Genomic DNA, 12,993 nt, shown 5'->3' with positions numbered 1-12,993 from the left:
CTTCCACTGCCCCCCGGCGCAAGTGTCGACGGATGTGCGAGATGACCGATTTTCGACCTGTTGTTCGGAAAATCCCCGGACGACCTACTTGAGCTTGGCGATGAGATCGAGAAGTTCAGGCCCGTCCTCACCGGCCTCTTCCAGGAACAACTCAAGGAAGTGAGGCTGCAGGGCCGCCCGCAGAACTTCGATCTCTTCAGCCGACGCGACGTGGAGATCGACGCCACGGTCGCGCAGCACCGCTGGCGCCGCCGTCGCAGCCGCCGTCGAGACCTCCACGGACCACTGCATGGCGTTCTCGCCGGCCTGGCGGAACGCGTCCTTCAGCTCGTCGTCCAGGAGGTCGTACCACTGCGGCGTGACATAGCCGTTGACGTAGACCGACAGCATCGGCAGCAGCACCATGTGGTCGTGCTGCTCATAGAGGCGTCGCGCCACGGCGACGGCCACGTCGGTGATCGCCACATCCACGGTGCCGGTCCGCATCGCCTCGTACAGCTTGCTCGCGTCCATGGGCACCGTCTTCGCCCCCAGCTGCTGCAGGGTCTGGTCGAGGGCAGGGATGAGGCCACGGATGCGCAGGCCCGCGAAATCGTCCGGATGCAGGACATGGCGGCCATCGGCGGTGATGACGGTCTGGTTGGTCTGGAACAGCCAGGCGACCGACTGCACCCCCTTTTCGTCCATCTTCTCTTCGAGGAGCTCCACGGCCTCGGAGCCCATCCACCGACGCGGAATCTCGGGCGACTGCATGGCGAACGGCGCCAGCGTCGCGGTCATCAGCGGCAGTTTGCGGGACCACTGGAAGTTCAGGGAAAAAGCGCATTCGACATCGCCCCGGGCGACGGCGAGGATGTTCTCGTCCGGCTTGAAGAGCTTCGCCTCACCGATCAACTCGATCGTGATGCGCCCCTTGGAGAGCCGCCCGAGTTCAGTCGCCCAGCGCTCGATCAGCCCCGTGATGTGATGTTGCGGCGGGAACTGATGGCTGCATCGGATGGTCTCGGCCGCGACACTCGCCGGCAGCAGAGCCAGGACGACGACGATCGCCGCCGGTAGTCTCGCCAACACCCCACGTCTCCTTCTGCACCGCCGGTCACAGCGCTCGCCGCGGCCGCCACCGCACACGGAACGTGCGGTGAGGCCTGTCGATGTGCACGCAACGCCCCCCTCGACCGTCTCGGCCTTCACTCCCTCAGCCTCGCTCCTCCCGATCCCACTCTCCGCCCCCGCGGAAGATAAGTTCTGATCGGGAACCATCCTGATGCGCAAACGAGGGATAGTCTACATTAATTCTAAGTTAGTATGACGGGCGGCGGCAGCAAAGATGTCGCGTCAGTTGTTCCAGTGGCACACTGCTGCTCGCGGGAGAACCGCGTCGAGCGTACCAGACGGCACGGAGCTGTCACGACAACGTGAAAGTCGCTGTGCGCCGCGACGCGTCAGCCGCCGGATTGCGACGCGTCCCGCGAGATGAAGCTGACGCCCCGGTGCGGCGACGGGCTGGGCGACCGAGGCGGGCGCCAGCTAAATCGGGCAGGGCCGCGGCGCTGCCGGACCATCGCGAGGGTCACGACATGATCAGCCCACCGTCGACGTTGATGGTCTGGCCGGTGATGTAGGCGGCGTCCTCGCTCGCCAGGAACGCCACGAGGCCGGCGACGTCCTTGCCCTGCCCCGCCCGCTTCATCGGGATGTTCTGCACCCATTCCGCCATCAGTTCGCCCGGCGCATAGGTGCCGAGCATCTTGCCCCAGACGCGGTCGTTGTAGTCCCACATCTCAGTCTCGATGATGCCCGGGCAAATGGCGTTGACGGTGATGCCGTCGAGCGCCACCTCCTTGGCGAGGCTCTGGGTGATGCCGACGACCCCCATCTTCGAGGCGGCGTAGTGCGGCGTGTAGATGAAGCCGTCGCGCGCCTGGCCGGAGGCGGTGTTGATCAGCCGGCCACCCCGGCCCGCCTTGCGCATCCGCCGGATCGCCTCCTGGCAGCACAGGAAGACGCCCTTGGTGTTGACGTCCATCACCTTGTCCCACTCGGCCTCGGTGAGGTCCTCGACCTTGGCGATGGTGATGACGCCGGCGTTCTGGATCGACACGTCGAGGCTGCCGAAGCGGCCCACCGCCTCGTCGTAGACGGCCCGGACGGCGGCGATGTCGGTGACGTCGCAGACGACGCCGACGGCCTGCGCGCCGGTCGCCCGCAACGCCTCGGCTGCTGCCATCACCTGCGCCTCGACCGAGGCGAGCACGAGGTTCGCGCCTTCCGCGGCGAAGCGTTCCGCCATGGCGAAGCCGATCCCCTTGTTGCCGCCGGTGATGACGACGGTGCGGCCTTCGAAACGCCTCATGTGAACTCCTCCAGCGCCGGCGCGAGGCCGGCCATCGCCAGCAACCGCTGGGCGGTGAACTTCTCGGTGATCAGCACGTCGAGCACGCCGGTCTTCAGCGCCCCGAAGATCGCGTTCGTCTTCGACTGGCCACCGGCGAGGCCGATCACGCGGTCGATGCGGGCGATCTCCTCCAGCGTCAGGCCGATGACGCGCTCGTCGAGCGGCGTCTTCACCGGCCGGCCGGCGATGTCGAAGAAGCGCAGGCTCATGTCGCCGACCGCCCCGGCGTCGCGGACGTCGGCGAGCTCCTTCGACGAGAAGACGTTGCCGCTGCGCGCCAGCATCCGCGATGGCTCGATCGAGCCGATGCCCATGAAGGCGACGGTGATCTTGCCGAACAGGTCGACCGTCTCGCGCACGTACTGGTCGGCGAGCATGATCAGCTTGGCCTCGCGCGACTGCGAGACGCCCGGGGCGGTGAGCAGGCGCGGCTCGGCGCCGGTGAGCTTGGCGAGCCGTGTTGTGAGCTGGGTGGCGTGCGTCTGCACCGCCGGATCGCCCATGCCGCCGAGCGTCTGCACGACGTAGCGCGCCTTCCCGGCCTTCATCGGGTGGATGTTGTCGACCATCTTCAGGATGGTCTCGCTCCAGCTCGAGACGCCGATGATCTCGCCCGGCTGCATCGTCGTCTCGAGGAAGTGCGCCGCCGCCTCGCCGATGCGCGCCATGATGGCGCCGTCACGGTCCTCGGCGCACTCGACGACGATCACCTCTGCGAGCCCGAAGTGCTGTCGCAGCGCCCCCTCGAGCGCGCCGTAGGTGCCGGGCGGCGAGACGACGGTGGTGCGGACGATCTCCTCGTCCTGCGCCTTCTTCAGCATCCGCGAGACCGTCGCCTGGGAGATGCGCAGGTGTTCCGCGATGTCGGCCTGGCGTAGCCCCTCGACGTGGTACATCTGCGCGACGCGGGTGATCATCCTCAGTTCGTTCAATCGCGACACGGGCGGTCTCCGTCCCCACCGATCCGGGGCCTGAATATAAATTCAGGTCAGGTGCCGAAGGTCGAGCGCCCGATCGCCTCGTCCCAGCCTTTCAGGGTGGTCTGCCGCACGTCGTCGGCCATCGCGGGCGCGATCGTCCCGCCGTGCTTCTCGAGTGCCGCGACCGCGCCGAGATCGGGCCAGATGCCGACCGCCAGTCCGGCGAGATAAGCGGCGCCGCGGGCCGACGCTTCGGCGCTCTCGCAGGTCGTCACCGGATGGTCGAGACAATCGGCGACCATCTGCATCAGGAAGGCGTTGCGGCTCGGGCCGCCGTCGACATAGAGGCGACCCATCGACTGGCCGGCGTTGTCGCGCACGATGGCGAAGACGTCTTCCACCTGCAGCGCCATGCTCATCGCCGCCGCCCGCGCCACATGCGCCCGCCCAGCGGCAAACGAGAGCCCGGAGACGAGGCCGCGGGCGGCCGGGTTCCAGTGCGGCGCGCCGAGGCCGACATGGGCCGGGACGAGATAGACGCCCTTGGTGTCCTCGACGGAGGCGGCGAGCGCCAGGAGCGCCTCGACGCCGTCGAGGCCGAGCAGGTCCGCCGTCCACGGCAGGATCGAGGCGCTGACGAGGATGTTGCCCTCGAAGGCGAAGGTGGGCACGCCGGCGAGCGACCAGGCGATGGTGGTGGTAAGGCCCTTCGGCGGGACGATGAAGCCGGGGATCGTCGTCATCACCGAGGAGCCGGTGCCGAACGTCACCTTGCCGTCGCCGGTGCGCGTCGCGCCGTGGCCGAACAGGGCAGCGTGCGAGTCGCCGATGGCGGCCGCCACCGGCAGGCCGTCCGGCAGGCCGGGCACGCCGCGGGTGGTCGCGAAGACGTGGGCGGAATCGTGGACCTCGGGCAGCACCGCGAGCGGCACGCCGAACAGCGCGCCGAGTTCCTCGCTCCAGCGGCCGGCGGCGATGTCGTAGAGCTGGGTGCGGGCGGCGTTGGAGGCATCGGTGGCGTGCACCGCTCCGCCCGAGAGCGTCCAGATCAGCCAGCTGTCGACGGTGCCGAGGCAGATGTCGGCGGCGGCGCGGCCGGCGGCGTGGGTGTCGAGCAGCCAGCGCGCCTTCGTCGCCGGGAACATCGGGTCGAGCGGCAGGCCGGTTCGGGCGATCACCGCCGGCTCGTGGCCGGCCGCCTTCAGCGCTTCGCAGGCGGCGGTGGTGCGCCGGCACTGCCAGGTGACGACGGGTCCGAGCGGCGCACCGCTGCGGCGGTCCCAGGCGAGCATCGATTCGCGCTGGCTCGAGATGCCGATGGCCACGATATCGGCATCGGGTGCACCGGCGAGGCAGGCGCCAATGGCGGCGACGACGCTCGCGACGATCTGCCCGGCGTCCTGCTCGACCCAGCCCGGCTGCGGGTGGCGGATGTCGACGGGGGCGGCGCCGGTCGAAAGGATCGCGCCGGTCTCGGAAACGAGCACGGCCTTGCTGTTGGTCGTGCCCTGGTCGACGGCCAGAACCGCGCGCACCGGCATCGGTCACACCTTCCGTTTGACGAGGCCCTCGGCGCTCGCCGCGATGCCTTCGGGCGACATGCCATAGTGGTCGAGCAGCCACTCGGCCGAGCCGGTCGGGGCGAACTCGCCGGGCACGCCGAGCAGCGCCATCGGCACCGGCGCCGTCTGCACGACGACCTCCGCCACCGCGCTGCCGAGGCCTCCGAACACCGTGTGCTCCTCGCAGGTGAGGATGGCACCGGTCTCGCGCGCCGCCGCCGCGACGGCCGCATCATCGATCGGCCGCACGGTCGCCATGTTGACCACCCGCGCCGACACGCCGCGCTCGGCGAGCATCGCCGCGGCCGTCATGGCGCGGTGGGTCAGGGTCCCGTTGGCGATGATGGTGAGGTCGGTGCCATCGCGCAGCACGTTGGCGCGGCCGAGCTCGAAGACGTGGCCTTCCGGCAAGAGGTCCGGCACGCCGACGCGGCTCAGACGCAGGAACACCGGGCCGTCGTGGGCGGCCGCCCAGGCGGTCGCCGCCGCCGTCTCGATGCGGTCGGCGGGCGCGATGATCGGCACATTCGGCAGCGCCCGGATCCAGGCGAAGTCCTCGATCGAGTGGTGCGTCGGTCCGAGCTCGCCATAGGCCATGCCGGAACTGATGCCGCAGAGCTTCACATTGGTCTTCGAGTAGGCGACGTCGGCCTTGATCTGCTCGAGCGAGCGGCCGGTGAGGAAGCACGCGGCGCCGCAGACGAACGGGATCTTGCCGCCGTTGGCGAGCCCGGCGCCGGTGCCGACGAGGTTCTGCTCGGCGATGCCGACGTTGATCAGGCGCTCCGGGAAGCGATCGCGGAAACCGTTCAGCTTCGAGGAGCCGACCGAGTCGTTGCAGACCGCGACGATGTTGCGGTCGGCCTCGGCCAGTGCCACCAGCGTCGCCGTGAAGGCGTCCCGGCAGTCGTGCAGCTTCGGCGCCGGCGTGCCTGGAGACGACGAGCTCTTCGAAATCGTCGCGCCGCTCAAGAGACCACCTCCGCGAGCTCGGCAAGGGCCAGCTCGTACTGTTCCGCGCTCGGCACCTTGTGATGCCACTCCACCCGGTCCGCCATGAACGAGATGCCCTGCCCCTTGTTGGTGTGGGCGACGATGCACGTCGGCCGGTCGGCGACGATGCGCTCCCGCGAAAGGGCGCCGAGGATGGCGTCCATGTCGTGCCCGTCGATCTCGATTACCGTCCAGCCGAAGGCGGCGAGCTTCGGCGCGAAGGGCGCCAGCGCGTTGGTGTCGGCGAGGCGGGCGCCCTGCTGCAGGCGGTTGTGGTCGATGATCAGGGTCAGGTTGTCGAGGCGGAACTGGGCGGCGGCCATGATCGCCTCCCAGTTGCTGCCCTCCTGCATCTCGCCGTCGCCGGTGATGACGAAGGTGCGCCAGGAAGCCTGGTCGAGCTTCGCCGCCGTCGCCATGCCGACGGCGACCGGCAGGCCGTGGCCGAGCGGCCCGGTATTGGTCTCGACGCCCGGCACCTTGTTGCGGTCCGGGTGGCCGTTGAGGCGCGACATCGGCTTCAGGAAGGTGGCGATCTCGTCCTGCGGGATGAAGCCGCGCTCGGCGAGCGTCACGTACAGCGCGCAGGCGGTGTGGCCCTTGCTCAAGACGAGCCGGTCGCGGCCGGGGTCACGCGGCTCTCGGGGATTGACGTTCAGGACGTTGAAATAGAGCGCCGTCAGGAGGTCGATGACCGACATCTCGCCGCCGATGTGACCGGCGCCGGCCTCGAACACGGCCTGCAGGTCCCGGCGTCGGATCCGCCTCGCCGTCGCCCGCAGTTCCTGTGGGGTCTGAGGTACCACTGCTCAACCTTTGCATATTTATTCTAGTACGATTATTCTTTCCAAACCCCCTTCATGTCAAGGCCGATGTTCGGTTACGACCTTTCCGAACAAAAGCCACTGCTGCATTGCAGCATGGACGCTGTCAGCGCAGATACCGCAGCCGAAGCTGCGGCTTGACACTTTCGGCATCGGCCCGTATGAATTTTACGTCATAAGTGAATAAATATCCATACCGGGAGGCGAGATGGCGACGACGAACAAGGCGGCGAACGCCGGAGTCGGTCTCGGCCGGCTTTTCTCGCTGCGCGGTGCCACCGGCCCGCTCGTCGGCCTCGTTCTCCTGTGCGTCTTCCTGAGCTTCGCCACCGAGAGCTTCCTGTCGGTGCGCAACCTCCTCAACATCCTCGACCAGATCACCGTGCTCGGGATCATGGCCGTCGGCATGACCTTCGTGATCCTGATCGGCGGCATCGATCTCGCCGTCGGCTCCGTGCTCGCGCTCGCGATGATGGTGATGGGCTATCTGTCGAACGACATGGGCTTGCCCCTGCAGCTCGCGATCGTCGTCGCCCTGATCGTCGCCGCCGGCACCGGCGCCGTCTCCGGCCTCCTCGTGACCGCCTTCGGCGTGCCGGCGTTCATCGCCACGCTCGCGATGATGTCGGTCGCCCGCGGCCTCGCCAACATGATCACCGACGGCCAGCAGATCGTCGGCTTTCCCGGCTGGTTCAACCTCATGGCGATCATCCGCTACGGCGGGTTCCTGACGCTGACGGTGGGGCTGATGCTCGTCGTCTTCGCCCTCGGCTGGGCGTTCCTGCGCTACACCTCGGCCGGCCGCAGTCTCTATGCGATCGGCGGCAACGCCGAGGTGGCACGTCTCGCCGGCATCAACGTCAAGCTCGCGACGATCGGCGTCTACGTCGTCTCCGGGCTGCTCGCCGGCCTCGCCGGCGTCGTGCTGGCCGCCCGCCTCGATTCCGTGCAGCCGAGTTCCGGCTTCACCTACGAGCTCGACACCATCGCCGCCGTCGTCATCGGCGGCACCAGCCTGTCGGGTGGCACCGGGGGCATCCCGGGCACCATCATCGGCGTCCTCATCATCGGCGTGCTGCGCAACGGCCTCAACCTGCTGGGCGTCTCGCCTTTCACCCAGCAGGTGGTGATCGGCCTCGTCATCGCGCTCGCCGTGGCGGCGGAGGCCCTGAAGAAGAAGTGAACTTTGGCGCGAGCCAGAGCACGGCGGCCTCGCCGTCGCCCCACCGCCCGACGCGACGACGGCACCCGCTGTGCCGAGCCGCGACGCCGCGAACAGAAGACACAACGGAGGAGACTGACATGACGTTCAAGCGCACCCTGCTCGCCGCCGCCGCCCTCGCGACGGTCGCGATGATGCCCTTCGGCGCCTCGGCCGAGGAAGTGAAGAAGATCGGGCTGGCCGTCGCCAACCTGCAGGCGAATTTCTTCAACCAGATCAAGCAGTCGGTCGAGGCCTACGCCGGCGGCAAGGGCATCGAGGTGATCACCGTCGACGCCAAGGGCGACAGCGCCACCCAGGTCAGCCAGGTCCAGGACCTCCTGACCCAGAACATCGACGCCTTCATCTACATCCCCGCCGGCGCCGCCGCCGCGACCGTCCCGGCGCGTCTCGCCAAGGCCGCCGGCGTGCCGGTGATCAACGTCGACCGCAATGCCGATGGCGAGCCGGGCGACACCTTCATCGCCTCCGACAGCGTCGCCTCCGCCTACAACGTCTGCAAGTACATCTTCGAGAAGGCTGGCGGCGCCGGCAAGATGATCATCGTGCACGGGCAGAAGGGCACCACCCCCGAGGTCGACCGCTCCGCCGGCTGTGCCAAGGCGCGCGAGGAGTTCCCGAACATCGAGGTGGTCGCCGAGCAGTGGAGCCAGATCTGGTCGCAGGACGAGGGCTTCCAGCTCACCCAGAACATGCTGCAGGCCCACCCGGACGTGACGATCGTCTGGGGCCAGGCCGATGCGCTGGCGCTCGGCGCCGCCCAGGCGGTGAAGGTGGCAAACCTGCCGCAGCGCATCTGGGTCGCCGGCTTCGACGGTGACACGGCCGCCCTCGAGGCGCTGCGCGACGGCGTCTTCGACGTGACGGCGACGCAGCAGACCCAGCACATGGGCCGGCTCGCCGTCGACAGCGCGATCAAGCTGAAGGCCGGAGAGGCGGTGCCTCCGCAGCAGCTCCTCGAGGCGACGCTGACGACGAAGGACAACGTCGAGCAGTTCATCGCCGAGCACCCCTGAGCGAGCACGGGCGCGCCATGACCCCGACGGAAAGGCCTCCCGTGCTGACGCTCCGCGGCATCCGCAAGAGCTACGGCCCGACGGAGGTTCTGCACGGCATCGACCTCGATGTCCGCGCCGGTGAGGTCGTGGCGCTGCTCGGCGAGAATGGTGCCGGCAAGTCGACGCTGTCGCACATCATCGCCGGCACCATCCGGCCGAGCGCCGGCACCATGACATGGCAGGGCGCGCCCTACGCGCCCGCCACCCCCCGCCAGGCGATCGACCTCGGCGTCGGCATGATCCACCAGGAGCTGCGGCTGCTGGAGGACCTGTCGATCGCCGAGAATGTCTTCGTCGGCCGCACGCCGACCAGAGGCGGCATCGTCGACCGTCGCGAGATGGAGGAGCGCGCCCGCAAGCAGTTGCAGCGCCTCGGGCTCGACGTCTCGCCGGCCCGGCTCGTGCGCGGGCTCTCCACCGCCAATCAGCAGCTCGTCGAGATCGCCAAGGCGCTGGCGCTGAATGCACGCCTGCTCATCCTCGACGAGCCGACGGCAGCGCTCGGCGGCCAGGAGACCGAGCTGCTGTTCCGCCAGATCGAGCGACTGAAGGCCGACGGCGTCGCGATCGTCTACATCTCCCACCGTCTCGAGGAGATCAGGCGCATCGCCGACCGCATCGTCGTCATGCGCGACGGCGACAAGGTGAAGGAGTTCGACAGCGCCGACGTGGCGGTGCGCACCATCGTCGAGGCGATGGTCGGCCGCAGCCTCGAGCGGATGTTCCCGCCGATCCCGACGCCGTCAGAGGAGGTGGTGCTGTCGGTGCGCGGTCTCGGCGGCGTCAACGGCGCCTTCCGCGACGTCGGCTTCGACGTCCGCAAGGGCGAGATCTTCGGCATCGCCGGCCTGATCGGCGCCGGCCGCACCGAGCTCGTGCGGGCGATCACCGGCGCCGACCCGATCGCCACGGGAGAGGTGCTCCTGCACGGCCGCGACGTCACCCCGCGCAGCCCCCGCCAGTCGATCCGCAACGGCATCGTTCTGGTGCCGGAGGACCGCAAGCTGCAAGGGCTCGTGCTGCAGCATTCGATCGCCGAGAACATCGGCTACGCCAACCGCGGCGCCGTCTCCCGCAACGGCTTCGTCACCGACGGCGCCGTCGTTCGCTTCGCCGACGAGCAGATCCGCCGCTTCGGCGTCAAGGGCCGCGCCCATCAGCGCGCCGACGAGATGTCCGGCGGCAACCAGCAGAAGGTCGTGCTGGCGAAGTGGCTCGCCCGCGACCCGCAGGTGGTCGTGCTCGACGAGCCGACGCGCGGCATCGACGTCGGCGCCCGCTCGGCGATCTACGAGGTGATCGTCGCGCTCGCTCTGAGCGGCGTCGCCGTGATCGTCGTCAGCTCCGACCTCGAGGAGGTCCTCGGCGTCTCCAACCGCATCCTCGTCATGGCGGCCGGCCGCCAGACGGGTATCCTCGACCGCGCCGAGGCCAACGACGTCACCGTCATGGAGCTCGCCACGCGCTGACCGCGGCGCGGGACGGCCCGATACACCACCAACCGGGAACACCGATGCTCGTGACGACCCTGAACGCCCCGCGCCTCTTCGACCTTTCCGGCCGGGTGGCCTTCGTCACCGGCGCCGGCAGCGGCATCGGCCAGCGCATCGCGCTCGGCCTCGCCCAGTGCGGCGCCGACGTCGCCTGCCTCGACCGCCGCGAGGACGGCGGCACCGCCGAGACCGTCGAGGCGATCCGCGCCGCCGGCCGCAAGGCGATCGCCATCGCCGCCGACGTCACCCGGCGCGCCGCCCTCGACGCGGCCGTGGCCCGCACCGAGCAGGAGCTCGGCCCGCTCTCCATCGCCCTCAACGCCGCCGGCATCGCCAACGCCAATCCGGCCGAGACGATGGACGAGGATCAGTACCAGACGCTCATGGACATCAACATGAAGGGCGTCTTCTTCTCCTGCCAGGCGGAGGCCGCCGCGATGCTGCGGCACGGCCGCGGCTCGATCATCAACATCGCCTCGATGTCCGGCGTCATCGTCAACCGGGGCCTCAGCCAGGTGCACTACAACGCCTCCAAGGCGGGCGTCATCCACATGTCGAAGTCGATGGCGATGGAGTGGGTCGGTCGCGGCGTGCGGGTGAACTCCATCAGCCCCGGCTACACCGCGACACCGATGAACACGCGCCCCGAGATGGTCCATCAGACCAAGGCGTTCGAGGAACAGACGCCGATGGGGCGGATGGCGAGCGTCGACGAGATGGTCGGCCCGGCGATCTTCCTGGCGAGCGACGCCGCCTCGTACTGCACCGGTGTCGACCTCCTCGTCGACGGCGGCTTCTGCTGCTGGTAGCGATCCTCGACGGAGCCCCTTTGCATGAGCAGCGGGGCGAACCCCTTGAGTTTTCGCCGGTCGACCCGTTCGTCGCGGATGGCGAGGCAGTGCGGATGCTCGAGAATTCGATCGTCTCCCACGCGAAAACGACGGAGGTCGAAGACCGTCCGGTCAAAGCCGGCGGCCGTCGACCCAGACAGCCTTGATGTTCGCGGTCGTGGCGCCGTAGACGATCTTCTGGAAGACGTCCTCGAGGTCGTCGACGTCGTCGAAGACGTGGACCCCGCCGCCGGCCGCCATCGTGTCGACGGCGATGGCGTCGAACCGGTAGCCTGGCGCGAACTTGCCTATCTTCAGGTCGAGCACCTCGCCGCCGCCGACGGTGGCGAGATGGAAGGCGTCGCGGAAGTCGATCCGCGACCCCGGCCGCCCGCGCGAGGCCGCCACCTTCGCCGGATCGGAGCCCTCGTCGAGGACGATCGACGCGGCGACGGCCGTGCGACAGGCATCGAAGATCGAGGCGCTCGGCCCGCCGGAGATGTCGGTGCCGACGCCGACATGCACCCCGCCCTCCACCAGCCGCCGCACCGGCAGCACCGCGTTGGCGAAGTAGACGTTCGACAGCGGGCAGTGGGCGATGCCGGAGCCGGCCGCGCGCAGCGTCGCCGCATCCTCGTCGCCGATGAAGTTTCCGTGCGCCAGCACCGTGTGGCGCGTCATCAGGCCGAAGTCGGCGAGCGCCCGCGTGTCCGTCTTGCCGAGCCGATCGATGACCGCGCGGTGCGCCCAGTCGCTCTCCGAACAGTGCGTCTGCACGTGGCAGCCGCAGCGGCGGGCGAGGTCGCCGAGGCCTTCGAGCAGCGCGTCGGTGCAGGCGGGGATGAAGCGCGGCGTCACGATCGGCCGGACGAGGCCGGCGGCATTGCCCGCGAGGCCGCGGATGTGGTGGATCAGGTCCTCGGTCTCGGCGATCGCGGCGTGGGCGGAGGCGTCGCGATAGTCCGGCGGGCAGAGGGCCGGGTCGTCCATCGCCACCTTGCCGACGAAGGCGCGCTGGCCCTTCTCGAGACAGATCTCGGCCAGCACCCGGTTCGCGTCGCGGTGGATGGTGCCGAAATAGACGGCGGTGGTGGTGCCGCCGGCGACGAGCGTATCGACCATCGACCCGTAGATGCGCCTGGCGAATTCGGCGTCGCGGTAGCGCGCCTCCAGCGGAAAGGTGCGCTCGGTCAGCCAGCGGTCGAGCGGCAGGTGCAGCGCCTTACCGAGCTGCGGCCACTGCGGCGCATGGATGTGCAGGTCGACGAGGCCGGGCAGCAGGTACTGGTGCGGACCGAGCCGCTCCAGCGTGCCCGCTACCTGGGCTGCGGCCATCCGCCCGGCGTAGTCCGCCGCCGCCGGTGCGGTCACCGCGACGATCGTGCCGCCGGCGTCGACCTCGACCAGCGCGTCCTCGACGATGTCCACCGCGCCGCGCCGCGGCGTGTGCATGATGGTGGCGCGCCACGCGCGCGCCGTCGCTCCGTCCGGCATGCCGCCCTCTCCGATTGCGCCGGAGCATGCGAGCGGCGATGCGGCGGCGGCAAGCCGCATCCGGCGTGCGAAGGGGCTGGATCGGCGGCGACTTCACCGGGATGATGGATTTATTGCGTCCCGCCACGGGCGCGCCGGCGGCCGCCCGCGGCCCTGCCGTGGGATAGTCCGGCCGATCGATCGAAGAGGTCTGGCGAAGAGG

11 protein-coding genes are annotated in these 12,993 nt (G+C 69.3%); 4 read left to right on the top strand and 7 right to left on the bottom strand.

Annotated features, from left to right (window positions below):
- Positions 1–84: 84 nt before the first annotated feature.
- From dctP to RUR49_RS04530, 6 genes are all read right to left on the bottom strand, one after another.
- Entirely contained in the window at positions 85–1,191 is a 1,107-nt protein-coding gene (dctP, locus tag RUR49_RS04555; RefSeq protein ID WP_409145108.1) for a TRAP transporter substrate-binding protein DctP, read from the bottom strand.
- 379 nt (positions 1,192–1,570) lie between these two features.
- Positions 1,571–2,353 carry an SDR family oxidoreductase gene (locus tag RUR49_RS04550; RefSeq protein ID WP_409145107.1) on the bottom strand — a complete coding sequence of 261 codons (783 nt, stop codon included), beginning with the start codon at positions 2,351–2,353 and terminating at the stop codon, positions 1,571–1,573.
- Positions 2,350–3,336 carry a sugar-binding transcriptional regulator gene (locus RUR49_RS04545; protein ID WP_409145106.1) on the bottom strand — a complete coding sequence of 329 codons (987 nt, stop codon included), beginning with the start codon at positions 3,334–3,336 and terminating at the stop codon, positions 2,350–2,352. Before RUR49_RS04545 ends, RUR49_RS04550 begins: the two co-directional genes overlap by 4 nt.
- 47 nt (positions 3,337–3,383) lie before the next feature.
- Entirely contained in the window at positions 3,384–4,850 is a 1,467-nt protein-coding gene (locus tag RUR49_RS04540) for an FGGY family carbohydrate kinase (protein WP_409145141.1), read from the bottom strand.
- A gap of 9 nt (positions 4,851–4,859) precedes the next feature.
- Positions 4,860–5,849, bottom strand: a complete 990-nt coding sequence (locus tag RUR49_RS04535) for a transketolase family protein (protein ID WP_409145105.1) — start codon at positions 5,847–5,849, stop codon at positions 4,860–4,862.
- Positions 5,846–6,676 (bottom strand): transketolase, encoded by an 831-nt coding sequence (locus tag RUR49_RS04530; protein ID WP_409145104.1) that lies wholly within the window; start codon positions 6,674–6,676, stop codon positions 5,846–5,848. The genes RUR49_RS04535 and RUR49_RS04530 overlap by 4 nt, the downstream gene beginning before the upstream one ends.
- A gap of 226 nt (positions 6,677–6,902) precedes the next feature.
- Here RUR49_RS04530 and RUR49_RS04525 point away from each other — a divergent pair, with 226 nt between their 5' ends.
- The 4 genes from RUR49_RS04525 (at position 6,903) to RUR49_RS04510 (ending at position 11,276) form a co-directional block, all read left to right on the top strand.
- The gene (locus RUR49_RS04525; protein WP_409145103.1) at positions 6,903–7,877 is read left to right on the top strand and encodes an ABC transporter permease; all 975 of its coding nucleotides are present in this window, start codon (positions 6,903–6,905) and stop codon (positions 7,875–7,877) included.
- 119 nt (positions 7,878–7,996) lie between these two features.
- Positions 7,997–8,932: a sugar ABC transporter substrate-binding protein gene (locus RUR49_RS04520; RefSeq protein WP_409145102.1), complete on the top strand. Its 936-nt coding sequence runs from the start codon at positions 7,997–7,999 to the stop codon at positions 8,930–8,932.
- A gap of 17 nt (positions 8,933–8,949) precedes the next feature.
- A complete protein-coding gene (locus RUR49_RS04515; protein ID WP_409145101.1) occupies positions 8,950–10,443 on the top strand; it encodes a sugar ABC transporter ATP-binding protein in 1,494 nt (497 codons plus the stop codon).
- A gap of 44 nt (positions 10,444–10,487) precedes the next feature.
- Positions 10,488–11,276, top strand: a complete 789-nt coding sequence (locus RUR49_RS04510) for an SDR family oxidoreductase (RefSeq protein WP_409145100.1) — start codon at positions 10,488–10,490, stop codon at positions 11,274–11,276.
- 153 nt (positions 11,277–11,429) lie between these two features.
- Here RUR49_RS04510 and guaD read toward each other — a convergent pair whose 3' ends face one another.
- Positions 11,430–12,791 (bottom strand): guanine deaminase, encoded by a 1,362-nt coding sequence (gene guaD, locus RUR49_RS04505; RefSeq protein WP_409145099.1) that lies wholly within the window; start codon positions 12,789–12,791, stop codon positions 11,430–11,432.
- Between the last annotated feature and the right edge of the window lie 202 nt (positions 12,792–12,993).

Source organism: Pseudoxanthobacter sp. M-2 (assembly GCF_046156265.1).
Lineage (GTDB): Bacteria > Pseudomonadota > Alphaproteobacteria > Rhizobiales > Segnochrobactraceae > CAMDHY01.
The sequence above is the reverse complement of the archived record's forward strand: the minus strand, read 5'-3'. Positions and strand labels throughout refer to the sequence as shown.